Raw genomic sequence first — 23,427 nt, 5'->3', positions numbered from 1 at the left:
GTTTAGCTTTGTTAACTGCCTGCAAAGAAATGTAAACGATGGATGACTGGGCGGTCCGCCGCGCGGCACAATCGCGGCCATGAATGCCTACCACCCCGCCTGCTGCAGCCCGCTCGACGACCACGACCCACTGCCCCGCCCGCTGGCCGGTGCGCAGCTGATCAGCACGCGCTTCGACCCCACGCAGCTGGCCGCCGACGACTTCCCCCGCTGCGCCATCGCGCCGGTGCGCGGCGTGGCCAAGCGCCAGGCCGAATACCTGGCCGGTCGCCTCTGCGCCCGCGAAGCCCTGCGCCGCGTGACCGGCAACGCCCAGGTGCCGGCCGTCGGTGACGATCGTGCGCCACAGTGGCCGCCAGGCGTCGCCGGCTCGATCACCCACGGTGACAACTGGGCCGCCGCGCTGGTCGCCCCGCGCAACCATTGGCGCGCCCTGGGCCTGGACGTGGAACGCCTGCTGCCGACGGAGCGCGCCCTGCGCCTGCAGGGAGAGATTCTCACCGAGGCCGAGCTGCAGCGCCTGCAGCCTCTGGACGACGCGGCCCGCGCCCTGCGCATCAGCCTGACCTTCTCGCTGAAGGAAAGCCTGTTCAAGGCGCTCTACCCGCTGACGCTGACGCGCTTCTATTTCCACGACGCCGAGCTGCTCGAGGCCGATCACGACAGCGCCCGCCTGCGCCTGCTGATCGACCTGCACCCGGACTGGCGCACAGGCGCCGAGCTGGAGGGCCAGTTCGCCCTGTTCGACGACAGGCTGCTGAGCCTGGTCGCCGTGGCGGCCTGAGCGCCCTACTCCCCCTGACGCCGTGGCCACACCAGGCTGAAGCGCGCACCGCCGAGGCTGTCGCTGCAACCGATCTGCGCCCGACCACCATGCCAGTAGATGATCCGCCGCACGATGGACAGGCCGAGGCCGTGCCCGCCGGAGGCCCGCGTACGACTGTCGTCGAGACGCAGGAAGGGGCTGAACAGGCGCTCCCAGGCCTCTTCCGGTACGCCCGGACCGTCGTCCTCGACATCGATCCGGCAGCGTTTGTAGCCCACCTGGCAACTGATCAGCACACGCCCCTCGGCATGGCGCATGGCGTTGCTCACCAGGTTCTGCAGGGCACGGTGCAGGTAGCGCGGTTCGGCTTCGACCCAGCACACCCCGCCCGCCTGCACGCTGAGCACCGCGCCGCACTCCACGCGCACCCGATTGCTCAGCGGCGCCAGCTCGTCGATCACCTGGTCGATCAGCGCCTTGAGCTCCACCTGCTGGAAGTTCAGCGCCGGCGAGCCCTGCTCCAGGCGCGCGTAGGTGAGCATCTCGTCGACCAGCTTGTCGAGGTCCTGGATGTCGCTGTCCATGCCCTCCATGTACGTGCTGCGCGCCGCCTCGTTCGGCGCATCGGCGATCATCTCCAGGCCGAAGCGCAGGCGCGCCACCGGCGTGCGCAGCTCGTGGGACACCGCCCGCACCAGCTCGCGCTGGGTACTCAGCGAAGTCTGCAGGTGCTCGGCCATGGCGTTGAAGCTGCTCGCCAGGCGCCCCACCGAGTCGGCGCCACGCGCCGGCACGCGGGCATCCAGGCGGCCACTGGCAATCCGCGTGGCGGCGCCTTCGAGCCCGCGCAGGCGCTGCTCCAGGGAGCGCACCAGCAGGTAGACGATCAGGCCGATCAGGCTCAGCCCCAGCGCGCCGATCAGCACCAGCAGCTGCGGCGGATAGGGATTCATCTGGTACAGCGGGCCGATCTCCAGCACCCAGGGCGTGTCGACGATGCCGGAGAAGACATAGATCGAGTCACCGCCCTTGCCCAGCGCCATCACCGTGTCGCCCTCGTCGATCCGCCGACGCTGGTCGAGGTCGATGCTGGCATCCTCCAGCTGCACCAGCTGCAGGTCGAAGCCGAACTGCTTGTCTTCCTTCAGCTCGGCCAGGCGGCGCGGCTGCTCGTCCACCGGATAACGCACCAGCTCGTCGATCAGCAGGTAGTTGGTGGCCCGCGCCAGCTGCTCGCTGACCTGCTGGATCTCGCCGGTCAGCAGCAACGGCTGCTTGCCGTCGAGCAGGCCATAGACCCTGGCCGAGTGCGGCCCGGTCTGCTGCACCAGCACGTGGCCGCGCTGCAGGCGATTGCGCTCGCGGCTCTCCAGCGCCACGTCGCTCATCGCCTGCAGCTCCAGGGGAATGCCGAGCAGCCGTGACCACACCACCAGGGCGCGCCGACGTTCCACCTGGTTCATCGGCAGCAGGTTGTCCGCCATCAGGCGAAAGGTGCCGCGCGCCAGGCTTTCACGGTACTGATCGGCACGCACCTCGTTGACCAGGTGCAGCGCGCCGACGCCGAGCAGCGCCACCAGCACCAGCGCGGCGAGCATGCCGCCGTAGATACGCAGGAAGATCGAATTCATGGGCGCCCGGTCAGTTGCGCACGACGGGCGCCGCGTCGCCGTGCGGCAGCGCCTCGGCGGCTTCGGCGACGAACAGGTAGCCCTTGCTGCGCACCGTCTTGATCAGGCGCGGGTGCATGGGGTCGTCGCCGATCTTCGGGCGGATGCGCGAGATGCGCACGTCGATGGAACGGTCCTGGCCGTCGTACTCGATGCCGCGCAGGGCGTTGAAGATCTCCTCGCGCGAGAGGATGCGCCCGGCGTTGACCGCCAGCAGCCAGAGCAGGTCGAACTCGGCGCTGGTCAGCTCGATGCCCTGCTCGCCGAGCCAGGCCTCGCGCATGGCGCTGTCGATGGCCAGCGGGCCGAACTGCAGGCGTCGTGGCTGGCCTTCGTCGCGCTCGCCCTCCGCGCCTTCGCGCCTTCGCAGCAACGCCCGGATGCGCGCCAGCAACACACGCGGGCGTACCGGCTTGCACACATAGTCGTCGGCGCCCATCTCCAGGCCCAGCACCTGGTCCATGTCGTCGGTGCGGGCGGTGAGCATCAGGATCGGCCCCTTGTAGCCCGCACGCACCTTGCGGCAGATGCTCAGGCCGTCTTCGCCCGGCAGCATCAGATCGAGGATCACCAGGTCCGGCTGCTCGGCGAGAATGCGCGCGGCGGCACGGGCGCCATCGGCCTCGATGGCCACGCGCAAGCCGTTGCCTTCCAGATACTCGCGGGTCAACTGCGCCAGGCGTTGGTCATCCTCGACGATCAGAATCTGCCACGCTTCTTGTTCCACACCCTATCCCCTTTCGCATGCCGGCCAGTGCCGCAACCACAGCGGCCATTCTAGGGGTTGTCAGCACCTCGGTGCGAGCGGCAAACCAGGCTCCTTCGCCGCACGCCAGGCGCTAGCACAGCACATGCCAAGATCACTACATATAGTGTTAGTCTGTGCGGCACCGGGCAGCTTCGCCAACGCGTGCAAATCCTTCCGTCAGGGGCGACGAACGGTCATCGGCAGCCAGAGCCAGAGAACACGGGCGCTTGGCCCGGCACACCCACAAGGCACTCACATCTTATCCACAGGTTGTTCTTTTCCCGGCGCCTTGCAATGCCTCAAACAGCGCACTATCTTGTATCCCCATCGCGCGACACCCACCAGATGTTGGGTCACAACGAAAAACTGGACACTACAAGAACGCATCGCGCAAGCCCTTTTCACAGGGTTTTCCAGGTATTTCGTTCAAACGTTTTGCACGACCCGGGCCTGACCCGAGTCACGGCCACGCCGCATCGCTCGACGATACGCGTGAGCAGGTCAGACAGTGAACAGATTCAGCTGTCGACCACTATATGTAGTAGGTGAGGTGCCGTAATGCCTCGCCAGACTTATGCGCCAGGACGGCACTTCAAGTCGTGCCCACCCTGCCAGCTCTTGCAACACCCCGTGCCCGGCCTCGCCTGCCGCGTGCGGAACAGTTGTTAATGGAATGAACGGCGGACAAGGCGCGGCATCTACTGTCGTGACGTCCAACCAGAAAATTACAGAACACGGAGATCTCCATGCATACCGACACCACTCGCGAGAACCCGCAGGCCGTGGCGCCGCAGGCCGCCGACTCCTCCCAGGATCTGGCAGCCACCGCGCCCGGCCAACTGCGCGTGATCAAGCGCAACGGCACCGTCGTCCCCTACACCGATGACAAGATCACCGTTGCCATCACCAAGGCGTTCCTCGCTGTGGAAGGTGGCACCGCCGCCGCCTCGTCGCGTATCCATGACACCGTCGCGCGCCTGACCGAGCAGGTCACCGCCACCTTCAAGCGCCGCATGCCGTCCGGCGGCACCATCCACATCGAAGAGATCCAGGACCAGGTCGAACTGGCCCTGATGCGCGCCGGCGAGCAGAAGGTCGCCCGCGACTACGTGATCTACCGCGAAGCCCAGGCCAACAAGCGCAAGAGCGCCAACGCCGGCAGCGACATCGCACAGCCGCACCCGAGCATCCGCATCACCACCGCCAGCGGTGAACTGCAGCCGCTGGACATGGGCCGCCTGCAGACCATCATCCGCGAAGCCTGCGAAGGCCTGGCCGAGGTCGACGGTTCGCTGATCGAGCGCGAAACCCTGAAGAACCTGTACGACGGCGTGGCCGAGAAAGACGTCAACACCGCCCTGGTGATGACCGCCCGTACCCTGGTCGAGCGTGAGCCGAACTACAGCTACGTCACCGCCCGCCTGCTGATGGACAACATCCGCGCCGAGGCCCTGAGCTTCCTCGACATCACCACCAGCGCCACTCACCACGAGATGGCCGACCTGTACGCCAAGGCCCTGCCGGCCTACGTCGACAAAGGCGCCGAGTTCGAGCTGCTCGACCCGAAACTGAAAGAGTACGACCTGGAGAAACTGGGCCGCGCGCTGAACCACGAGCGTGACCAGCAGTTCACCTACCTCGGCCTGCAGACCCTGTACGACCGCTACTTCATCCACAAGGACGGCATCCGCTTCGAACTGCCGCAGGTGTTCTTCATGCGCGTGGCCATGGGCCTGGCCATCGAAGAGCCGAAGAACCGCGAAGAGCGCGCCATCGAGTTCTACAACCTGCTGTCCTCGTTCGACTACATGGCGTCGACCCCGACCCTGTTCAACGCCGGTACCCTGCGTCCGCAGCTGTCCTCGTGCTACCTGACCACCGTGCCGGACGACCTGTCGGGCATCTACGGCGCCATCCACGACAACGCCATGCTGTCCAAATTCGCCGGCGGCCTGGGCAACGACTGGACCCCGGTGCGCGCGCTGGGCTCCTACATCAAGGGCACCAACGGCAAGTCCCAGGGCGTCGTGCCCTTCCTCAAGGTGGTCAACGACACCGCTGTCGCCGTCAACCAGGGTGGCAAGCGCAAGGGCGCGGTCTGCGCCTACCTGGAAACCTGGCACATGGACATCGAGGAATTCCTCGAGCTGCGCAAGAACACCGGTGACGACCGTCGTCGTACCCACGACATGAACACCGCCAACTGGATTCCGGACCTGTTCATGAAGCGCGTCTTCGAAGACGGCAAGTGGACCCTGTTCTCCCCGAGCGAAGTGCCGGACCTGCACGACCTGACCGGCAAGGCCTTCGAAGAGCGCTACGAGTACTACGAAGCCCTGATCGAGTACGGCAAGATCAAGCTGTACAAGACCATCCAGGCCAAGGACCTGTGGCGCAAGATGCTCTCGATGCTGTTCGAGACCGGCCACCCGTGGCTGACCTTCAAGGACCCGTGCAACCTGCGCAGCCCGCAGCAGCACGTCGGCGTGGTACACAGCTCCAACCTGTGCACCGAGATTACCCTGAACACCAACAAGGACGAGATCGCCGTCTGCAACCTGGGTTCGGTCAACCTGGTCAACCACATCGTCGACGGCAAGCTGGACATCGAGAAACTCGGCCGCACCGTCAAGACCGCTGTACGCATGCTCGATAACGTCATCGACATCAACTACTACAGCGTCGACCAGGCACGTAACTCCAACTTCAAGCACCGTCCGGTCGGCCTCGGCCTGATGGGCTTCCAGGACGCCCTGTACCTGCAGCACATCGCCTACGGTTCCGATGCCGCCATCGACTTCGCCGACAAGTCGATGGAAGCCATCAGCTACTACGCCATCCAGGCCTCCTGTGACCTGGCCGACGAGCGCGGCAGCTACAGCAGCTTCGAAGGTTCGCTGTGGAGCAAGGGCATCCTGCCGCTGGACTCCCAGCAACTGCTGATCGAGGCCCGTGGCCAGAAGTACATCGACGTCGACCTCTCCGAGTCGCTGGACTGGGCGCCGGTACGCGAGCGCGTGAAGAAAGGCATTCGCAACTCGAACATCATGGCCATCGCGCCGACCGCGACCATCTCCAACATCATTGGCGTGTCGCAGTCCATCGAGCCGACCTACCAGAACCTGTACGTGAAATCGAACCTCTCCGGCGAATTCACCGTGATCAACCCCTACCTGGTACGCGACCTGAAGAACCGCGGCCTGTGGGACCCGGTCATGGTCAACGACCTGAAGTACTACGACGGCTCCGTGCAGCAGATCGAGCGCATCCCGCAGGACCTCAAGGACCTGTACGCCACCGCGTTCGAAGTGGAAACCAAGTGGATCGTCGACGCCGCCAGCCGCCGCCAGAAGTGGATCGACCAGGCGCAGTCGCTGAACCTGTACATCGCCGGCGCTTCGGGCAAGAAGCTGGACGTGACCTACCGCATGGCCTGGTACCGTGGTCTGAAAACCACCTACTACCTCCGTGCCCTGGCCGCCACCAGCACCGAGAAGTCCACCATCAACACCGGCAAGCTCAACGCGGTATCCGCCGGTGGTGACGACGGCTTCTCGGCCAAGGCCCAGGCCCCTGCCCAGCAGGCCGCCCCGGCCCCGGCGCCAGTACCAAAAGCCTGCGCCATCGACGAACCCGACTGCGAAGCTTGTCAGTAAGGCTGACGCGTGGATCTGAGCGGCATTCGCGGCGTTACCTGCTAGAGCGGCCCCCATCACGTACATGCGTACGCTCAGGGGCTCCACTCCAGCAGGTGCCTTGCGACTACTCGCTCAGCTGCACGCTCGAAGGTCTGATGCAGTTCTAGAGCAAAGCACCATTAAGTCCCCTCTCCCGCTTGCGGGAGAGGGTCAGGGAGAGGGCAAGGCTCTTCCGTAGGAGCGGCTTCAGCCGCGAAAATCGCGGATAAATCCGCTCCTACCCAAACCTTGCCCCTCTCACAATTTCCCGCCCTCCTCCTCCGGGTCGAGCGGCAACGGTCAGCCAGCAATCCAGCGCCTGCTGACCAGCGGTACCCGATCACCCTTGCGCGCACCACGCAACGGAACATAATTCAAATTATCTGTATATCCATACAGGCCGGTACATTCACCGGCCCTCACGCAGGAGCCAAGCCATGCTGAGCTGGGATGAATTCGACAAGGAAGACGGCGCCGAAGCAGTCGCCGCAAGCAAAGCCACCGCGCAGAGCGCCAGCACCAACTTCGACAAGCTCGACAGCGAAGCTGCCGGCTCGGTCGAAGAAGCGCGCGCCGTTGACGCCAACGACTCCGACGCCGTCGCCCGCGCCAAGAAGGCCCTGAACGACCTCGACATCCAGGAAGGCCTGGACGACCTCGAAGGCGCCGCCGCGCGCGTACAGGTCGGCGACAAGCAGATGATCAACGCCCGCGCCGACCTCAACCAGCTCGTACCCTTCAAGTACGACTGGGCCTGGCAGAAGTATCTGGATGGTTGCGCCAACCACTGGATGCCGCAGGAAGTGAACATGAACGCCGACATCGCGCTGTGGAAATCCACGGACGGTCTCAGCGAAGATGAGCGCCGCATCGTCATGCGCAACCTCGGCTTCTTCTCCACCGCCGACAGCCTGGTGGCCAACAACCTGGTCCTGGCCGTGTACCGCCTGATCACCAACCCCGAGTGCCGCCAGTACATCCTGCGCCAGGCCTTCGAGGAAGCGATCCACACCCACGCCTACCAGTACTGCATCGAGTCGCTGGGCATGGATGAAGGCGAGATCTTCAACATGTACCACGAGATCCCGAGCGTCGCGAAGAAAGCCTCCTGGGGCCTCAAGTACACCCGCTCGATCTCCGATCCCAAGTTCCAGACCGGCACCCCGGAAACCGACCGCCAGTTCCTGCGCAACCTGATCGCCTACTACTGCGTACTGGAAGGCATCTTCTTCTACTGCGGCTTCACCCAGATCCTGTCCATGGGCCGCCGCAACAAGATGACCGGCACCGCCGAGCAGTTCCAGTACATCCTGCGCGACGAATCCATGCACCTGAACTTCGGCATCGACGTGATCAACCAGATCAAGATCGAGAACCCGCACCTGTGGGATGCCCAGATGAAGGACGAAGCGACCCAGATGATCCTGCAGGGCACCCAGCTGGAGATCGAATACGCGCGTGACACCATGCCGCGCGGCGTACTGGGCATGAACGCGGCCATGATGGAGGACTACCTCAAATTCATCGCCAACCGCCGCCTGACCCAGATCGGCCTGAAGGAAGAGTACCCGGGCACCACCAACCCCTTCCCGTGGATGAGCGAGATCATGGACCTGAAGAAGGAGAAGAACTTCTTCGAAACCCGCGTGATCGAGTATCAGACTGGTGGGGCGTTGAGCTGGGATTGATTCCGGTGACGATCATTATCGGTACTGGATGTCGTCTTCTCTGCGAAAAGTTTCCGCATTCGGCAACGCGAACGCCACGGATGCTGAGGGCATAATCGTGAAAATCACGTTCAGCCAGGATCCGCTCCTCAAGTTCGCCCTCAGACTCGCTGCTCACCAGAAGCCCGGCGTCCAGGCAGATGCCAGCAAAGTAGCCGTCCACCGAGAAGGATTTGCCGAGATCGGCAACATGAGTACCGATACCGATCTGGCAGAGGTGCTAGGGCCAACGAGGTTGCACCACAACCTGGGCTTCACGAGTACGCAGGCAGCCGAGCTGAATGGAATCAAGCAGACATTTGTAAGCCTGTAATCACGGGTCTGTAGATATAACTCTGCCGTACCGTGCGCGCCCGACATCCGGGTTTCGCTACGCTCAACTACCCTCGCTCCGGCGCTGTTCCGAGGGTCGTCACGGTGCCCCCAACCTAGGCGGCCCCGGCCGTCGTTCCTCGTATGGCATCCATGCCAAACGCCCCGTCAGGAGGCCGTGTGGAATCGTTGTGAAACGAAGCGCAGCGGAGTAACAGCCGCAGGCTGGCCCGAAGGGCGAGCGAAGCGAGTCAAGGGGTTGAGCGGCATGGATGCCGCGAGAGCCGCGATGGGCCAGGGATGGCCCTTCGTCGGTGGGCCGCATCCGGTCGTGCCCCTGGAGCAATGATGGAACGAGGAAACGTAGCGAAGCGCAGTAACAGCCGAAGGCTGGCCCGCAGGGTGAGCGAAGCGAATCAACCCGACGAAGTCGGGCCGGATGGTAGGGGCAAGACCTCTTGGTTACTTTTGGCGGGGCCGGCCATCCGGGCGTTTGCCAGAAGAGACCCGCCGTAAGGGCGGAACCGGTATTCAAGTCACCACATCTGCGGCGAGTTCACTCAGTAGCGAGTAGCCGGACAATCGCTGGTGGTGGATGAAAAAAGCGTCATCCACCCTACGCCAGCCGGCAACGCTAAAGCTATCGAGCTGCCATGGTTGTTGATAGAAAAACACTGCAGCACACTGCGCTTTCATCGTAAGGAGACGACACCAAATGCCGGACATGCCCAGCCCAATCCCCTTGATCATTCTCGACGTTCAGGACGCCATCGATCAGCCCGTCTGGAATGACAAAAGTCATCCCGGTTACCTGGCCGTCATCCAACGTCTCCTGCAATTCTGGCGATCAAACGGCTGGCCCGTCCTTCACATAAAACACGATGAAAAGACACCCACTTCCAGCTATTACCTTCACGGCCCCTGGAATGGCATCAAACAGGAAGTCGCGCCGATAGAGGGCGAAGCCGTCATCATCAAGAACGAAAACTGCGCGTTCATAGGCACCCAACTGGATGCCGCACTGAAGGGAATGAATGCAAATCGCCTCGTGCTGACGGGCGTTGTGATTCACAACAGCATGGATGCCACCATCCGCGCAGGCAAAGCGCTCGGGTACAGCATCATCCTCCCTTCTGATGCCACGACTGCCGTGCCTGTAACAGGGCCAGGTGGAACCCGCTGGGAAGCCTCGACCGTATACGAGCTGACCCTGGCCATACTGGGCGCCGAATATGCTGAGGTCATGTCATCAGAAGATGTGATTGCACGGTTTAGTAAGTAGCCCGGACAACCGCTGATGGTGGATGAAAAAGCGTCATCCACCCTACTGACCTTTACCTTTCTTCTTGGCAATCACCTTCATCCGCGCCGCGGCCTTCTGCACGGTGGCCATCTTCTCGGGGCGTTTCATGCCCCGCCACTTGCGGATTTCTTCGCGCGTGCGCCCACAGCTGACGCACAATTCGCCGTTGAGCTGGCACAGCGACACGCAGGGGTTTTCAATGTCCTTGGCCACGTTTGCCCCTTGCCGTTCGCTCGACCGAGAACGCGACGTGATCGTCAATGCGGGATACGCTGATGCCCACCTCGTCGAAAGCCGCCAGCGTCAGCGCCTGCATTCTCGCCCTGTCCGCACTGGCCAGCGCCCGTGCCCGGCTCGCCTCGCTATCGAACACCCAGGTCACCACAAGGCTCTGCGGAAACTGCGCGTAGTCCACATCATGGGTCAGCCACTGGAAGCCGAGGATCTCGCTTTTCGCCGTTTCGCAGGCGTCGGTCAGGGTGCGGATCAGCTCGCGCTCCACAGCTGAGTATTTTCGTTTCGGCGATGGCATAAGGCTCTTCTGCAGACGGGGTCGGTGCGCCGCGATTTTACCCGAGCGGCCTGCCCGCAAAGGGAACGGATTCATGTTCACCCAGGCGCTTTCGACTTATGCTCGCGCCTCGGCGGCTCGATGTCGTAGCGGCAGGCAGCCACACCCCAGGCGAATTGCAGGGTGCGCCGACGATGCAGGTGAGAATGAACAGCCCCCCTTCGGCAGTGTTGCCGTCCATCTGCTCGAGCCGCAGTAGCGACTCGCCGAATCTGGCTGAAAGGACTCCCATGCTGCGAAAGTCATTGCTGATTGCATCCATCCCGCTGCTGCTCACAGGCTGCGAAACGCTGCTGCAAGGCGCCATAAGCATGGGCTGTGTGCTGAATGCCAGGCCGGTGTTGCACCCTGAAAGCCTGCCGGCAGGTCGAATGGGCGAGGCCTACAGCGTCAGGCTCGCGGTCAGCGACGCTCCGGCGCCGGTGCTTGGCATCTACGTGAACGATTCACAGCCCCTGCCGCCGGGCCTGCGCATCGAGCACCAGGAGCGTGACGACCATGGCCGGATCAGCGGTACGCCGACCCGCCCGGGCAGCTACGAGGTTCATCTCGTCGCCCTCACTTATGGCACGCAGTGCGCCGGCCGACGCGCCGAGCGCACCTACAGGCTGCAGATCGCCGAGTAACACCGCTCACCGCCACGTGAGCGGCCGCATGACCGTAGCCGGAGACGATGCCGCAGCCCATCGACCGAACCCGCCTGCACGGCTGGCCTCATACGCCTCGTGCAACAACGCCATGACACGTGCAGCGTTCTCTACAATGCTCTGCGCTTGCTCGCGGTGTGGGGCATACCGAAGGGCTTTCAGCGCAAAAATGAATCGATCCAGAGCTGGCTGGTCTTGCGGCCAAACCGTGAAGCGGTGAGCCTACTGGTGAATGTCGCTTTCGATGTCTGAAAAATTGCTGATCTTCACTGAACCATCGGGAAACCGGGCAACGACATCCAGTTGACCGCCCATGGCTTCGATGTGGCTACGCAATGTGGAAATGTACATGTCGGTGCGCTTTTCCATCTTGGCGATGGCAGGTTGCTGTACATGCAGTACCTCAGCCAGCGCCTTCTGTGACAGCCCGCGGGCCTGGCGCAGCTCATTGAGTGGCATCTCGGCAAGCAGCTCCTGGGCTTTGGCCTCTACCCTGGCCTGAGACTCAGGCGCCATTTTTGCGCGCAGCTCGGCAAATTTCTTAGCCATCTATCAAGCCCTCCTTTCGAAGCTGTTCCAGATGTTCGTCATACAGTCGATCAGACAGCGGAACGTTGATGTCATACCAACGGTCATCGCCCGTCTTGTCACCACCGATCAGCAAAATCGCTGAACGCCTGGGATCGAATGCGTACAGGGTTCTGTATGGTCGGCCCTCGTGCTGCGTCCTCAACTCCCGCATATGGCTGTGTCGAGAGCCGTTGATTCCGCTGCTATGGGGAAAACCAAGTGACGGGCCGCGCTCCTCGAGAAGCCGGACCGACACCGCGACCGACTCCTGCTCCTCAACAGACAGGCTTTCCCACCACTCACCGAACTCGTCGGTGTACTCGATATCCCAGGTCATGTCGAAAATATAACCCTCAAGGAATATTCCATCAATGGAATGCACAGCTCGCACAGACGAGAGCAGGCCAAAGCGTACCGCATCCTGCAGATGATCCAGCGCATGGTCATGGCCAGGCAGGAGTGACCGGGGATTTTCCGCAAGGTGGTGATGCTGCCGCCGTTCTGGATGGAGTCGCTGGCGAAGTTGTCATGACGCAGAGCGTCACAGGATGGATGCCCTGGCGTAGCGGGGAAGCGATCAAGCTCCCCAGTTGAACGGGTAGTTGCCTCGTCGCTGAGGCACAGGGCACCATGCGCCCTCCACGCACATGGCCATTAGCCATACTGCATTCTGTGAAGGGAACTCGTGAAAAAAAAATCGCAAAATGACTTCGACTACATCGCTGAACTGCTGGAAGAGTTCTTCAAACAGCGCAGCCTTCGAAAGTCGTTCCGAATCATCTTCGATGGAGATATCACGGGCTGGGAAATCTGGCTTCAGATTGAGTTCGCCCGTTTTCTGGCCGAGCATCCCTCTACGCCGGAATGGGAACGAGAGCGTGCATTCCAATTCGACTACAGACGGGAAAACGTAAAGTGGTTCCTCAAACCGGACTTCATCCTGCGCAAGAAAGGCTGGGCAATCGAACGTTACGTCGCGCTTGAGATCAAGCAACATGCCAACCTTGGCAATTGTGTGTCGAACATGATCGACGACCTTGCGAAAGTGGCAAAAATACGCAAATCCGAAATAGATCTGCGCTCCTATTGGGCGCTTGGCATTTTTCGAACGGATCCTGATTCGGACGTTGAAGAGATCGTTGCATCGAAATTGCAGGATAGCGGCTTGGGGTATTACCCCAGCGTCTCGTCGGTGAACAAAATCCCTCGCACGCCATACAGCTATGTGCTGTTCTGACGAGCACGCAATTCTCACTCTCTCGGACCGGCCTTATAACCGGCTCACTCTGTAGCCGGGCGGGCGCTACAATAGCGCCTGCCATTTGCCGAGAGCCGATCTGCCGATGTTCACCCTCTCCCACCTCAGCAGCCCGCCGCCCGAGTCCCTGAAGAACCAGGTGCTGCAGATGGTGGTGGACTGCTTCGGCGACGTCAGCGCGGTGCCGCTGCTGCCGAGCAACCCGCTGTATCAGCTGTACCAGTACGTGATCGGCTACGAGGTGCACCTGCACCTGCAGACCATGAACGGCGAGGCCGAAGGCCCGGTGCAGTTGCTCCTGGCCCTGGACGATGAAGACCCGGCCCGCGTGCTGGGTTTTGCCCTGTACCTGCCCAGCCCGGATGATGCTACCGCCTGCACCCTCGCCTACCTGGCGGTGCAGGCCGAGTACCGTCGCCAGGGTATCGGCCGGGCGCTGCTGCAGCGTGTGCTGGCGCACCGTCCGCACCTGGAGCTGGCCTGCGTGGCGGACAAGGTGCCGCTGTTCGAAGCCCTGGGCCTCCAGGTGCTGGCCGCCCAGGGCGCACAGGTGCTGATGAACAGCCGCGACTACCGCTCCGGCGGCATGGTGGCGGTCGCGGACCTGGCGCCGGTGTTCGCCTCCACGGAGGTCAGGCAGATTCACGCCTACCTGCTAAAGCAGCACGGCCAGCGCGCCATGCAGCAGGCGGAAAAACAACGCGATGCGCACCTCGACAGCCTCGCCCTGCAGGCGCAACGACTGGTCGACGAGCGCCTGCCTTCACGCGCGCTGCATTGAGGCGCTGCCCCACGCCGGACGCGGGGCTGCATCAGGCGCCGAACGCCATCGACAGCGGCGCTCAGCTGGCATCGCGCATGCACACGCGCAGCCGGTGGCCGTCCGGGTCGAGCGCGACGAAGGTCGGCCCGAACACCGCACGGGCCAATGGCTGCTCGATCTCCACGCCCAGCGCCCGCCAGCGCGCGTAGAGCCTTTCGACATCCGCCTCCCGCTCGACCAGGTAGCCGAACTCGCTGCGATGGCCGCTGCCGGAGGACTGGAAATTGTCCGCCTGCTCCGACCACAGCCCAAGGTGCAGCTGGTCGTTCAGCGCGAAGGACACGTAACTGGGAAACTCGCTGCTGGGCGCCTGTTGCAGCAGTTGCCGGTAGAAGGCGCTGCTGCGCAGCGGGTCGGCAACGTAGAGGACAAGCAGATTGGGACGGTTCATGGTGGACCTCCTGACAATGGGAGGGTCACGTTAGTCGACCCTACTGACAGTTCCTGTCAGCATGGCGCGATGACACGCACCGAACGATTGTTGAAGCTCCTGCAGATCCTGCGCAGCCACCGCCTGCCCGTCAGCGGCCAGACGCTCGCCGCTGAGCTGGGCGTGAGCCTGCGCACGCTGTACCGGGACATCGCCACCCTGCAGGGCCAGGGCGCCGATATTCACGGCGAGCCGGGCATCGGCTACCTGCTGAAGCCGGGTTATCTGCTGCCAACGCTGATGTTCACCCAGGAAGAGCTGGCGGCGTTGCTGCTCGGCCTGCGCTGGGTCGAGCGCCGGACGGACCCGGCGCTGCGCCAGGCCGCGCAGAACGTGCAGGGCAAGCTGCGTGCGGTGCTTGGCGCCGAGGCGCAGGCGCAGCTGGAGAAAACCCCGCTGTTTGCCGGGCCCGCCCCTTCCCCGAGCGATGACGGCGCCACGGCACGCGCCCTGCGTGAGGCCATTGGCGATGAATGCAAGGTGCTGATCGACTACACGGACGAAGCGGGCACGCTGAGCCGACGTACCTTGCGGCCGATTGCCCTGGGCTATTTCGACGGTTTTCAGATGCTCGCCGCCTGGTGCGAGCTGCGCAACGACTTCCGGCACTTCCGCCTGGAGCGGATCAGCGCCTGCACACATTCGAGCGAGCGCTTCAGCGGTCAGGGCGGCTGGTTGCTGGCGCAGTGGCAGGCGTACAACCGCCAGCGCGGCATCGTCGTCCAGCCCACGCAGTAGCCGAGCGGGCAGCGTGGACGAATGTCCGTCTCCATTGCTTCCGCCAGGTCGCTAAGCGCAGCACCCGAGGCGTTTCTGGACAGGTCCTGACGGCGCACCGAGGCCATCATCGGCGCAGCGTCTGGCGTGCACCTCATCGAGGCCGCGCCAGGCAAGAACGGACTGCCCGCCAGCGACACGTCGAGGACACACGGATGAAGGATTCAGCACGCGGCCTGCTGCTCGTCACCAGCGGCATCGCCCTGCTCAGTTTCGATGGCCTGCTGGTGCGCCTGGCCCAGGCCGATGGCTGGAGCATCGCGTTCTGGCGCGGGCTGCTGATGTGCCTGGCCCTGGGGGTGTTCTCGCTGTCGGCCAGAAAGCGCAGCAGCGTGCTGGCGCAGCCACTGGCGAGCGCCGGCTCGGCCCTGCTGCTGGCGTTGACCTCGATCTTCTTCGTCCTGGCGATCGTCCATACCCAGGTCGCCAACGTGGTGGTCATCCTCTGCACCGCGCCCCTGTTCGCGGCACTGCTCAGCCGTTGCTTTCTGGGTGAACGGGTGGCGCTGCGCACCTGGCTGGCGATCGGCGTGGCGGCACTGGGGATCGTCCTGGTATTTGCCGGCGCCTTCAGCACCAGCGACCTGGCCGGCAATGGCTATGCCCTGCTGTCGTCGGCGGCCGTGGGCGCCAACCTGACGCTGCTGCGCCGCTACCCGGCGCTGGAGCGCATGCCGCTGATCGCCCTGGGCGGGCTGCTGGCCGCGCTGATCGCCTGGCCCAACGCCAGGCCCTTCGAACTGGAAACCCAGAGCTACTGGGCGCTGGCGCTAATGGGACTGCTGCAGATGCCGCTCGCCACAATGCTGATCAACAACGCGACGCGCTATCTGCCTTCCGCCGAGGTGGCGCTGTTCTATCTGCTGGAAAGCGTGCTGGGCACGCTGTGGGTCTGGTACTTCCTGCAGGAAACACCAGCCAGCGCGACGCTCTACGGCGGCGCGCTGGTGCTCGTCACGCTGCTGCTGCATGCCGGCCTGACCTTGCGTGCCCGCCCGCCACTGCCGGCCTGAAGCACCGTCGCTACAGCGAGCACAACCCGCCAGGCACCGCCATGATCCAGTCCCGCACCGCGAGGATGGCCGGGTCGTGGCGGCGGCTTTCCGGGTAGACCAGAAAGAACGGCTTGCCCTCCAGCACCGGGCCGAAGGGCTGCACCAGGCGCCCTTCGCGCAGCTCGTCCTCGATCAGTTGCCGGCTCATCAGCGCCACGCCCTGAGCGCCGACGGCAGCGGAGACGGCGTGAGTCTCGTCGGAGAAGACCAGCCCGGCGCTGACATCCAGGCCGGGAACCTGCGCCTGCTTCTGCCACACCACCCAGTCGACGGGCGATGACACGGCCAGCTGGTTACGAAAGTGGATCAGCGAATGCCGCGGCAACTCGGCGGCATCGTGCAGGTTGAGCAAGGGGCTGCAGGCCGGGACGAAGGTGTTGTCGAACAGCTTCTCGGCCACCAGCCCCGGCCAGCGCCCGTCGCCATAGCGAATGGCGATATCCGCCGTGACGCCGTCCAGCGCCACCGGCTCATGCGATGCATGGATGCGCAGGTCGATGTCCGGGTGGGCGTCACGCAGCATGCACACCCAGGACAACAGCCAGCGCACCGCCACGGCGGGCGTGGTGCTGAGGGTGATGGCCTGGCGGCTCGGCACGGCGCTGAGCCGCTCGACTGCGGCGCCGATGCTGTCGAAGGCGCTTTCCAGCACCTGCTGCAGCTCCCGCCCGGCGGCCGTCAGCTCCAGCTGGCGCGGCTTGCGCAAGAACAGGGCGACGCCAAGGGTCTCCTCCAGCGCCCGAATCTGGTGGCTGATCGCCGTCGCGGTAACGGACAGCTCTTCGGCCGCCTGCTTGGCGCTCTCGTGACGGGCAGCGGCCTCGAACGCCCGCAGGGCAGAGAGCGAAGGCAGTCGGCGTCGACTCATGGCTGAATTTTCCTCATCCGTAGCTCAAAACAATGATCGTTTGTCGCCAACCAGGGCTGAAATTAGCCTGAGTCTGCGGTTAATCACAGATGAATTCAAATTCGTTCAGGAGACTCGACATGACATCCATCCTGCACCTCGATGCCAGTGCCCGCCCCGGCCTTGCCGGCAAGGACGAGCACGGCTCGCACAGCCGTAACCTCAGCCAGCGCTTCGTCAGCCAGTGGCGTGCACGCCGCCCGCAGGACCCGATCACCTACCGTGACATCGGCCAGACCCCGCCGTCGATCATCAGCCACGACTGGATCGCCTCCTCCTTCACCCCGGAGGCCAGGCGCGAGCCCTGGATGCGCGACACCCTGGCCGAAAGCGATCGCCTGGTCGACGAGCTGATCGCGGCGGACGTGCTGGTGATTGGCACGCCGCTGTACAACTTCGGCATGCCGGCAGCGCTCAAGGCCTGGATCGACCAGGTAGTGCGCCCCGGCCGCACCGTGGATATCGACGAGAGCAACCTGCTCGATCCCTACATCCCCAGGCTGGCCGACCGGCCACGCCATCTGGTGATCCTCACCGCCAGGGGTGGCATCGGTTTCGATGCGGGCGGCGAGATGGCGCACATGAACCACCTGGAGCCCAACCTGATCACCGCACTGGGTTTCATCGGCATCACCCGCGTGCACCAGATCGCCATCGAGGGCCAGGAATTCGGCGGTGAACTGCTGGCTGCATCGGTCGCGCAGGCGCTGGACAAGGTCGACGCGCTGGTGAGCGAGCTGCAGCATTCACTGCAGGCCGAACGTGCCGCAGAGCCGGCCTGAACACCCTGCCGGTGGATGATCAGCGCGCCTCCACCCGCGAGGAGACGTTACGACATCAATAGGAAATCCATCACACGGCCCGGACGTCAGCTCGGGTTATCATCCAGCCCCGAAGCGCGAGCCACCGTTTTGCTCGCGCCCCTGCCTGGAACAACGATATGGATATCAACCGCTTCGAACGAACCCGCATGAGCTATGAAAACGTACCGGTGTACCGCAAGCGCTGGTTCGTCTTCCTCTCGCTGCTGTTCTTCATCCCCGCCACCCTCCTCATCGCTCTGACGGGTGACCTGTACGCCCAGAAGGACGGGGTCGTGTACAAGTTCAAGAACAATGCCGTCCATCAGCTGATCGTCACGGCAGTGGTGTTCATGATGGTCGGCCTGTTCCTGGCAGCAGGCCGCTGACACACGCCCGGCACTTGCCAGCAACCGCCCCTTCGGCAATGGATTACCTGGAGCTGCAATGCATAAATGGATGTTCTTTCTCGCCGCCCTGTCGCTGGCCGGCTGTACCAGCCCTGAAGAGCTGCTGATCAGGGTTCAACTGGAGAAGGCCGTCGCCCACGCGGAGCGAGAAGCCGTCGAGGATGCGCTCAGCATGAGCGCCGAGTGCCAGGAGAAGGAGCAGACCTGGCGCGCTCCCATCCACTCCCTGACCCAGGATATCCGCGTGCAGCGCTGTGACATCGTCTACTACTACCTGGCGCGCTACGCTCTGGTCGAAGGCGATGAGTTGCCCATCGACTTCATTCCCTCGATCAGTTTTCTGGGCACCGAGAACCTGCTGACGGGCGAAAAGATCAGCCTGTACTGACCGCCCTCTTCAGCGCTTGCTGCAGGCGAACAGCGCGTTGCCGGCGTGGCCATCCCAGGGCAGCAGCCGCTGGTAGTCATGCTCCAGCACCTGCACGTCGAAGTACGGCGCCAGCAGGGCCTGCAGCTCGGCGAAGCTCACCGCGACCATGGGGTGCTCGTCGTCCCAGACCTCGCTCTGCTCGCCCAGCTGGCGTTCGATGCGCAAGCGCAGCAGTTGCTGTTCGCCTTCGCCGCGGTAATGCCAGCCGGAGCTGAAGCGGAACCGGCCATCGGCCTGGCAGACGCTGTGGGAAACGAACGATGCGTTGTCGATGCGTTGCTTGTCCACGGCGTTGAAACAGAACACCCCGCCCTCGGCCAGGGCCGCATGCACGCTGGCGATGCAGGCTTCGAGACGCGCGAGGCTGGCACTGTAGTGGATGGAGTAGAGAAAGCAGGTGATCAGGTCCTGCGGCTCGTCGACCTGGAACGCGCACATGTCCTGCTGGACGAAGCGCGCCTCGGGGCAGCGCAGGGCCGCACGGTCGAGCATTGGCTGGTTGATGTCCAGGCCGCTGCTGGCGTAGCCGGCATCGAGAAAATGGCGCACGTGCGGGCCGGTGCCGCAGGCCAGGTCGAGATGGCGCCGGCCACCGTTGCCGAACAGTTGCTGCAGGCGCTGCACGCAATGACTCTGCGCCGCGTAATCGATATCCGCGCACATCAGGTCGTAATAACCCGACAGGTCGGTGTAGAGGGCATTGCCGGACATGATGACCTGAAGGGAGCGGGATGTCGGGGGCGCGCATCATATCCCAAGCGTCGCCGCCGCAGCCGTCGCGGCGACGAAAATATCGCCCCGTTCGCGCCAGGGCCGAGCAACGTGCCGGGGCCCGCCAACGGCGGCCTGCAGCCCACGGACAGGGCAACCCCCGTGCTCGCCTTCACACCCGCGCAACTCTGGCTAAACTCCCGTGATTCGCAGCCGAAACAATGGCGTCAACGTTCAGCGGGATGGCTCTCATGTTCAACGGTCGATTGAAGCAAGAGTTGCAGGCACTGCGTGAAGACCTTTCTTCCGTGGAACAGGTATGTACCAGCCTGGAAGAGGAGATGCTGGTACTGATCCTCGACCCTCAGGGACGTATCGAACGTGCCAACGAGAATTTCCTCAAGGAAATGGGCTACACGGCGGATAGGTTGCGCGGCGAGCAGTTGCTGAAGCTGATTCCCGAACACGTGCGCAATCTCGACTTTCACCACCGTGTGCGCCAGGCGCTGGAGCGTGGCGAGCACCTGGCCGGGGTCATCCGCCTGCTGCGCGGCAGTGGCGAGGAAGCCTGGCTGCGCTCCATCCTGCAGCCGGTGCGCGACAGTGCCGGGCGCATTCGTTTCTTTTCCATCCACGCCAGCGACCTGACCCGCACCATCGAGAGCTCGCGCGAGCACGAGAACCTGATCAAGGCCCTGCAGCGCTCCACGGCGGTGATCGAGTTCAACCTCGACGGCGAGGTCCTGACGGCCAACCAGCGCTTCCTCGACGCCATGGGCTACAGCCTGCAGCAGATCCAGGGCAAGCATCACCGCATCTTCTGCGATCCGAGCGAAGTCAATTCGCCTGCGTATGCGCAGTTCTGGGACAAGCTGCGCCGTGGCGACTTCGTCGTCGACCGTTTCAAGCGCCTGGACAGTCACGGGCGTGACGTGTGGCTGGAGGCCTCCTACAACCCCATTACCGACGCCCACGACCGGCTGTACAAGGTGGTCAAGTTCGCCACGGTGATCACCGACCAGGTACAGCGCGAGGAAGCCGTGGCCCAGGCGGCCGGCATCGCCTTCGAGACCTCCAAGGGCACCGACAGCAGCGCACGCAATGGCGCCGAAGTGGTGCAGCAGATGCTCGACGCGATGAACGACCTGGCCGAGCGCATGCAGGAGGCCGTTCAGGGCATCGAGGCGCTGGACAAGCAGTCCCAGCTGATCGGCTCCATCGTCAAGAACATCAGCAGCATCGCCGACCAGACCAACCTGCTGGCCCTGAACGCGGCCATCGAGGCGGCGCGGGCAGGCGACCAGGGGCGTGGTTTCGCCGTGGTGGCCGACGAAGTTCGGCAACTGGCCTCGCGCACCAGCGCCGCCACCGTGGAGATCACCTCGGTGGTCGGGCAGAACCAGCAACTGGCCGAACGCGCCGTGGAGATCATCGACCGCGGCAAGGCTCAGGCCGAGCGCGGCCTCGAACTGTCCAGCCAGGCCGGGCAGGTGATCGAGGAAATCCAGGATGCCGCACAACGTGTGGTCAAGGCGGTGGAAAGCTTCGCCACCCAGTTGTGAGGCAAGGGCACGCGGTGAATGGGCTCGGCACCGGCATCTCGCCCAAGTCATCACACAACCTCATTCGACCGCCCCATTCCCCTGACGGGACAATCCCCTTTCAGCACTTGAATTGCGCGGAATGACCGCGCAAATCGAGTGACAGCATTTTCAAAGTCGTCATACATCGTATAAGTTTGCCGATGTCGCATCCGCGATCAACAAGAACAACAAGGACCCTGACGATGAATGACGAACAACGCCCGGACGGCTCGCGCCGCCACTTTCTCAAGCAGTCCCTCGCCTACTCGGTCGCTGCCGCCGGCGTGGGCACGCTCCTGCCGCAACTGGCCCGTGCGGGGGAACCGCTGAACCCGCGCTATCCCGATCCGGCGGTCGAGATCCTCGACGACAGCTTCCTCGACCTGCGCCTGTTCAATGCCAGCGTGGAAAAGGTCGCCACCGGCCTGCGCTGGGCCGAAGGCCCGGTATGGGTGGGCGATGGCCGCTACCTGCTGGTCAGTGACATTCCCAACAACCGCATCATGCGCTGGGACGAGATCAGCCAGTCCCTGGGCGTCTATCGCGCATCCTCGAACTACTCCAACGGCCTGACCCGCGACAACCAGGGCCGCCTGATCGCCTGCGAGGGCTCGACCAACGAGGGCCTGGGCCGGCGCATCACCCGGACCGAGCACGACGGCAGCATCACCGTGCTGGCCGACAACTTCGAGGGCAAGCGCTTCAACTCGCCCAACGACATCGTGGTCAAGCGCGACGGCTCCGTCTGGTTCAGCGACCCGCCCTTCCAGGCCGGCAACGAATACGAAGGGCACAAGGTGCAGATCGAGCTGCCGCATGGCGTGTACCGCATCGACGGGCAGACGCTGAAGGTCACCCGGGTGATCGACGAGCTCGCCGGCCCCAACGGCCTGTGCTTCTCCCCGGACGAGAAGACCCTCTACGTGGTCGAGGGCCGCGCCAAGCCCAATCGCCTGGTCTGGGCCTATGCGGTGAACGCCGACGGCAGCCTGGGCGCGCGCCGCAAGCACATCGACGGCGGAGCCACGGGCGCGCTGGACGGCATCAAATGCGACGAAGCCGGCAACCTCTGGTGTGGCTGGGGCAGCAACGGCTCACCGAAGGGCAAGCCGGAAGAGCTGGACGGCGTGCGCGTGTTCAATACCGAGGGCAAGGCCATCGGCCACGTCTACCTGCCGGAACGCTGCGCCAACCTGTGCTTCGGCGGCGCCCAGGGCAACCGCCTGTTCATGGCCAGCAGCCATTCCATCTACTCGCTGTACGTGAACACTCGCGGCGCCACCTTCAGCAAATGAGGCATGGGCCACGGCCGCCAGAGCCGTGGCCTGGACCGCCAGCCAAGCTCGCCAGACGGCGCCAGCAGCACCTCCAACCGCTCTGGGACGGGCATTGCGGCAAGCATCAGTGGCATCGATGTTCACCATCATGCCAATGAAGTTCTCTGAAAAATTTCAATGCGTACCATCTGCTCCATACCCAACCACAACACCCCTGGAGCACCACATCATGAAACGCCAACTCATCCTCAGCTTCGCTCTCTCCGTACTGGCCGCCAACGTATTCGCCGCCTCTTCCGTGCAACCCACCGTCGCTGAAGGGGGTTCCGACCGCCTGATCGAAAGCCGCATCGCCGAAGGTGGCTCCGACCGTCTGATCGAGAATCGCGTTGCCGAAGGTGGCTCCGATCGTCTGATCGAAAACCGCGTCGCCGAAGGTGGCTCCGACCGTCTGATCCAGAATCGCGTCGCCGAGGGTGGCTCCGATCGCCTGATCGAGAACCGCGTCGCTGAAGGTGGCTCCGACCGTCTGATCCAGAATCGCGTCGCTGAAGGTGGTTCCGACCGCCTGATCCAGAACCGCGTTGCCGAAGGTGGCTCCGATCGCCTGATCGAAAACCGCGTCGCCGAAGGTGGCTCCGACCGTCTGATCGAGAATCGCGTTGCCGAAGGTGGCTCCGACCGTCTGATCCAGAATCGCGTCGCCGAAGGTGGCTCCGATCGCCTGATCCAGAACCGCGTCGCCGAAGGTGGCTCCGACCGTCTGATCGAGAACCGCGTCGCCTGAACCCCTTCCATGAACGGATCGAGAACCTCGTATGACTCGATGCTATGCGCCACACCGCAAGGCCGGCCCGAAACGCCGGCCTTCGCTTTTTCCGGGCCGCAACGGCATCTGCACTGCGCGAATGAACAGCCCCATGTCGACCCCAGGCAACTGACCGCCGCCCGCGCCCTCTATGGTGAACGCCCCTT

General features: G+C 63.8%; 25 protein-coding genes. 16 read left to right on the top strand and 9 right to left on the bottom strand.

Annotated elements, in window-relative coordinates:
• Positions 1 to 79: 79 nt before the first annotated feature.
• Positions 80 to 784: a 4'-phosphopantetheinyl transferase superfamily protein gene (locus tag EWH21_RS19100; RefSeq protein ID WP_277699074.1), complete on the top strand. Its 705-nt coding sequence runs from the start codon at positions 80 to 82 to the stop codon at positions 782 to 784.
• A gap of 5 nt (positions 785 to 789) precedes the next feature.
• Here the strand turns inward: EWH21_RS19100 and EWH21_RS19095 are convergent, their stop codons facing one another.
• Together EWH21_RS19095 and EWH21_RS19090 are read right to left on the bottom strand one after the other, a co-directional pair.
• Positions 790 to 2,397 carry an ATP-binding protein gene (locus EWH21_RS19095; protein ID WP_179554681.1) on the bottom strand — a complete coding sequence of 536 codons (1,608 nt, stop codon included), beginning with the start codon at positions 2,395 to 2,397 and terminating at the stop codon, positions 790 to 792.
• Positions 2,398 to 2,407: 10 nt separating this feature from the next.
• Positions 2,408 to 3,163 carry a response regulator gene (locus EWH21_RS19090; RefSeq protein WP_047590854.1) on the bottom strand — a complete coding sequence of 252 codons (756 nt, stop codon included), beginning with the start codon at positions 3,161 to 3,163 and terminating at the stop codon, positions 2,408 to 2,410.
• 767 nt (positions 3,164 to 3,930) lie between these two features.
• Here EWH21_RS19090 and EWH21_RS19085 point away from each other — a divergent pair.
• The 4 genes from EWH21_RS19085 (at position 3,931) to EWH21_RS19070 (ending at position 10,182) form a co-directional block, all read left to right on the top strand.
• Complete coding sequence (locus tag EWH21_RS19085; RefSeq protein WP_047590851.1) at positions 3,931 to 6,840, top strand: ribonucleoside-diphosphate reductase subunit alpha; 2,910 nt, start codon at positions 3,931 to 3,933, stop codon at positions 6,838 to 6,840.
• 458 nt (positions 6,841 to 7,298) lie between these two features.
• Positions 7,299 to 8,549 (top strand): ribonucleotide-diphosphate reductase subunit beta, encoded by a 1,251-nt coding sequence (locus EWH21_RS19080; RefSeq protein WP_037056419.1) that lies wholly within the window; start codon positions 7,299 to 7,301, stop codon positions 8,547 to 8,549.
• 97 nt (positions 8,550 to 8,646) lie between these two features.
• On the top strand, positions 8,647 to 8,901 hold the full coding sequence (locus tag EWH21_RS19075) for a hypothetical protein (protein ID WP_277699073.1): 255 nt from the start codon (positions 8,647 to 8,649) through the stop codon (positions 8,899 to 8,901).
• Between the two features lie 714 nt (positions 8,902 to 9,615).
• A complete protein-coding gene (locus tag EWH21_RS19070) occupies positions 9,616 to 10,182 on the top strand; it encodes an isochorismatase family protein (protein ID WP_152489280.1) in 567 nt (188 codons plus the stop codon).
• A gap of 42 nt (positions 10,183 to 10,224) precedes the next feature.
• Here EWH21_RS19070 and EWH21_RS19065 read toward each other — a convergent pair whose 3' ends face one another.
• Positions 10,225 to 10,416, bottom strand: a complete 192-nt coding sequence (locus EWH21_RS19065) for a DUF1289 domain-containing protein (protein ID WP_277699072.1) — start codon at positions 10,414 to 10,416, stop codon at positions 10,225 to 10,227.
• On the bottom strand, positions 10,400 to 10,705 hold the full coding sequence (locus tag EWH21_RS19060; protein WP_277699071.1) for a hypothetical protein: 306 nt from the start codon (positions 10,703 to 10,705) through the stop codon (positions 10,400 to 10,402). The genes EWH21_RS19065 and EWH21_RS19060 overlap by 17 nt, the downstream gene beginning before the upstream one ends.
• Positions 10,706 to 10,920: 215 nt before the next feature.
• Here EWH21_RS19060 and EWH21_RS19055 point away from each other — a divergent pair, with 215 nt between their 5' ends.
• Positions 10,921 to 11,400: an Ig domain-containing protein gene (locus EWH21_RS19055; RefSeq protein ID WP_277699070.1), complete on the top strand. Its 480-nt coding sequence runs from the start codon at positions 10,921 to 10,923 to the stop codon at positions 11,398 to 11,400.
• Positions 11,401 to 11,643: 243 nt separating this feature from the next.
• Here EWH21_RS19055 and EWH21_RS19050 read toward each other — a convergent pair whose 3' ends face one another.
• Positions 11,644 to 11,970: an XRE family transcriptional regulator gene (locus EWH21_RS19050; protein WP_175254225.1), complete on the bottom strand. Its 327-nt coding sequence runs from the start codon at positions 11,968 to 11,970 to the stop codon at positions 11,644 to 11,646.
• Complete coding sequence (locus tag EWH21_RS19045; RefSeq protein ID WP_037057341.1) at positions 11,963 to 12,328, bottom strand: type II toxin-antitoxin system RelE/ParE family toxin; 366 nt, start codon at positions 12,326 to 12,328, stop codon at positions 11,963 to 11,965. The genes EWH21_RS19050 and EWH21_RS19045 overlap by 8 nt, the downstream gene beginning before the upstream one ends.
• Before the next feature lie 348 nt (positions 12,329 to 12,676).
• Here EWH21_RS19045 and EWH21_RS19040 point away from each other — a divergent pair, with 348 nt between their 5' ends.
• Positions 12,677 to 13,228 carry a hypothetical protein gene (locus tag EWH21_RS19040; protein ID WP_277699069.1) on the top strand — a complete coding sequence of 184 codons (552 nt, stop codon included), beginning with the start codon at positions 12,677 to 12,679 and terminating at the stop codon, positions 13,226 to 13,228.
• Positions 13,229 to 13,334: 106 nt separating this feature from the next.
• The gene (locus EWH21_RS19035) at positions 13,335 to 14,030 is read left to right on the top strand and encodes a GNAT family N-acetyltransferase (RefSeq protein WP_277699068.1); all 696 of its coding nucleotides are present in this window, start codon (positions 13,335 to 13,337) and stop codon (positions 14,028 to 14,030) included.
• A 61-nt stretch (positions 14,031 to 14,091) separates the two neighbouring features.
• Here EWH21_RS19035 and EWH21_RS19030 read toward each other — a convergent pair whose 3' ends face one another.
• Positions 14,092 to 14,463: a VOC family protein gene (locus EWH21_RS19030; protein WP_047586862.1), complete on the bottom strand. Its 372-nt coding sequence runs from the start codon at positions 14,461 to 14,463 to the stop codon at positions 14,092 to 14,094.
• Between the two features lie 69 nt (positions 14,464 to 14,532).
• On the opposite strand from EWH21_RS19030, the gene EWH21_RS19025 reads away from it, so the two are divergent.
• A complete protein-coding gene (locus EWH21_RS19025) occupies positions 14,533 to 15,240 on the top strand; it encodes a YafY family protein (protein ID WP_277699067.1) in 708 nt (235 codons plus the stop codon).
• Positions 15,241 to 15,434: 194 nt separating this feature from the next.
• Positions 15,435 to 16,292: a DMT family transporter gene (locus tag EWH21_RS19020; RefSeq protein WP_277699066.1), complete on the top strand. Its 858-nt coding sequence runs from the start codon at positions 15,435 to 15,437 to the stop codon at positions 16,290 to 16,292.
• A gap of 10 nt (positions 16,293 to 16,302) precedes the next feature.
• Here EWH21_RS19020 and EWH21_RS19015 read toward each other — a convergent pair whose 3' ends face one another.
• The gene (locus tag EWH21_RS19015; RefSeq protein ID WP_037057331.1) at positions 16,303 to 17,202 is read right to left on the bottom strand and encodes a LysR substrate-binding domain-containing protein; all 900 of its coding nucleotides are present in this window, start codon (positions 17,200 to 17,202) and stop codon (positions 16,303 to 16,305) included.
• 119 nt (positions 17,203 to 17,321) lie between these two features.
• Here EWH21_RS19015 and EWH21_RS19010 point away from each other — a divergent pair, with 119 nt between their 5' ends.
• From EWH21_RS19010 to EWH21_RS19000, 3 genes are all read left to right on the top strand, one after another.
• Positions 17,322 to 18,023, top strand: a complete 702-nt coding sequence (locus EWH21_RS19010; RefSeq protein WP_150605941.1) for an NAD(P)H-dependent oxidoreductase — start codon at positions 17,322 to 17,324, stop codon at positions 18,021 to 18,023.
• A gap of 158 nt (positions 18,024 to 18,181) precedes the next feature.
• Positions 18,182 to 18,430 carry a hypothetical protein gene (locus tag EWH21_RS19005; protein ID WP_037057327.1) on the top strand — a complete coding sequence of 83 codons (249 nt, stop codon included), beginning with the start codon at positions 18,182 to 18,184 and terminating at the stop codon, positions 18,428 to 18,430.
• Between the two features lie 58 nt (positions 18,431 to 18,488).
• Positions 18,489 to 18,839: a hypothetical protein gene (locus tag EWH21_RS19000; RefSeq protein WP_150605943.1), complete on the top strand. Its 351-nt coding sequence runs from the start codon at positions 18,489 to 18,491 to the stop codon at positions 18,837 to 18,839.
• Positions 18,840 to 18,848: 9 nt separating this feature from the next.
• Here the strand turns inward: EWH21_RS19000 and EWH21_RS18995 are convergent, their stop codons facing one another.
• The gene (locus tag EWH21_RS18995; RefSeq protein ID WP_277699065.1) at positions 18,849 to 19,592 is read right to left on the bottom strand and encodes a class I SAM-dependent methyltransferase; all 744 of its coding nucleotides are present in this window, start codon (positions 19,590 to 19,592) and stop codon (positions 18,849 to 18,851) included.
• A gap of 251 nt (positions 19,593 to 19,843) precedes the next feature.
• Between EWH21_RS18995 and EWH21_RS18990 the strand changes: the two genes are divergently transcribed.
• The 3 genes from EWH21_RS18990 (at position 19,844) to EWH21_RS18980 (ending at position 23,239) form a co-directional block, all read left to right on the top strand.
• A complete protein-coding gene (locus EWH21_RS18990) occupies positions 19,844 to 21,154 on the top strand; it encodes a methyl-accepting chemotaxis protein (RefSeq protein ID WP_277699064.1) in 1,311 nt (436 codons plus the stop codon).
• Positions 21,155 to 21,378: 224 nt separating this feature from the next.
• A complete protein-coding gene (locus EWH21_RS18985; protein ID WP_047586879.1) occupies positions 21,379 to 22,470 on the top strand; it encodes an SMP-30/gluconolactonase/LRE family protein in 1,092 nt (363 codons plus the stop codon).
• Positions 22,471 to 22,681: 211 nt separating this feature from the next.
• Positions 22,682 to 23,239: a phage infection protein gene (locus EWH21_RS18980; RefSeq protein WP_277699063.1), complete on the top strand. Its 558-nt coding sequence runs from the start codon at positions 22,682 to 22,684 to the stop codon at positions 23,237 to 23,239.
• Positions 23,240 to 23,427: the final 188 nt, after the last annotated feature.

The organism is Pseudomonas sp. REST10 (assembly GCF_029542605.1).
Classification (GTDB): Bacteria; Pseudomonadota; Gammaproteobacteria; order Pseudomonadales; family Pseudomonadaceae; genus Aquipseudomonas; species Aquipseudomonas khazarica.
The sequence above is the reverse complement of the archived record's forward strand: the minus strand, read 5'-3'. Positions and strand labels throughout refer to the sequence as shown.

Bases quoted from the DNA above. Each gene is read 5' to 3' on its own strand.
- EWH21_RS19100 (WP_277699074.1), top strand. From the start codon at position 80: ATGAATGCCTACCACCCCGCCTGCTGCAGCCCGCTCGACGACCACGAC.
- EWH21_RS19095 (WP_179554681.1), bottom strand. From the start codon at position 2,397: ATGAATTCGATCTTCCTGCGTATCTACGGCGGCATGCTCGCCGCGCTG.
- EWH21_RS19085 (WP_047590851.1), top strand. From the start codon at position 3,931: ATGCATACCGACACCACTCGCGAGAACCCGCAGGCCGTGGCGCCGCAG.
- EWH21_RS19080 (WP_037056419.1), top strand. From the start codon at position 7,299: ATGCTGAGCTGGGATGAATTCGACAAGGAAGACGGCGCCGAAGCAGTC.
- EWH21_RS19070 (WP_152489280.1), top strand. From the start codon at position 9,616: ATGCCGGACATGCCCAGCCCAATCCCCTTGATCATTCTCGACGTTCAG.
- EWH21_RS19055 (WP_277699070.1), top strand. From the start codon at position 10,921: ATGAACAGCCCCCCTTCGGCAGTGTTGCCGTCCATCTGCTCGAGCCGC.
- EWH21_RS19050 (WP_175254225.1), bottom strand. From the start codon at position 11,970: ATGGCTAAGAAATTTGCCGAGCTGCGCGCAAAAATGGCGCCTGAGTCT.
- EWH21_RS19045 (WP_037057341.1), bottom strand. From the start codon at position 12,328: ATGACCTGGGATATCGAGTACACCGACGAGTTCGGTGAGTGGTGGGAA.
- EWH21_RS19035 (WP_277699068.1), top strand. From the start codon at position 13,335: ATGTTCACCCTCTCCCACCTCAGCAGCCCGCCGCCCGAGTCCCTGAAG.
- EWH21_RS19030 (WP_047586862.1), bottom strand. From the start codon at position 14,463: ATGAACCGTCCCAATCTGCTTGTCCTCTACGTTGCCGACCCGCTGCGC.
- EWH21_RS19025 (WP_277699067.1), top strand. From the start codon at position 14,533: ATGACACGCACCGAACGATTGTTGAAGCTCCTGCAGATCCTGCGCAGC.
- EWH21_RS19020 (WP_277699066.1), top strand. From the start codon at position 15,435: ATGAAGGATTCAGCACGCGGCCTGCTGCTCGTCACCAGCGGCATCGCC.
- EWH21_RS19015 (WP_037057331.1), bottom strand. From the start codon at position 17,202: ATGAGTCGACGCCGACTGCCTTCGCTCTCTGCCCTGCGGGCGTTCGAG.
- EWH21_RS19010 (WP_150605941.1), top strand. From the start codon at position 17,322: ATGACATCCATCCTGCACCTCGATGCCAGTGCCCGCCCCGGCCTTGCC.
- EWH21_RS19005 (WP_037057327.1), top strand. From the start codon at position 18,182: ATGGATATCAACCGCTTCGAACGAACCCGCATGAGCTATGAAAACGTA.
- EWH21_RS19000 (WP_150605943.1), top strand. From the start codon at position 18,489: ATGCATAAATGGATGTTCTTTCTCGCCGCCCTGTCGCTGGCCGGCTGT.
- EWH21_RS18995 (WP_277699065.1), bottom strand. From the start codon at position 19,592: ATGTCCGGCAATGCCCTCTACACCGACCTGTCGGGTTATTACGACCTG.
- EWH21_RS18990 (WP_277699064.1), top strand. From the start codon at position 19,844: ATGTTCAACGGTCGATTGAAGCAAGAGTTGCAGGCACTGCGTGAAGAC.
- EWH21_RS18985 (WP_047586879.1), top strand. From the start codon at position 21,379: ATGAATGACGAACAACGCCCGGACGGCTCGCGCCGCCACTTTCTCAAG.
- EWH21_RS18980 (WP_277699063.1), top strand. From the start codon at position 22,682: ATGAAACGCCAACTCATCCTCAGCTTCGCTCTCTCCGTACTGGCCGCC.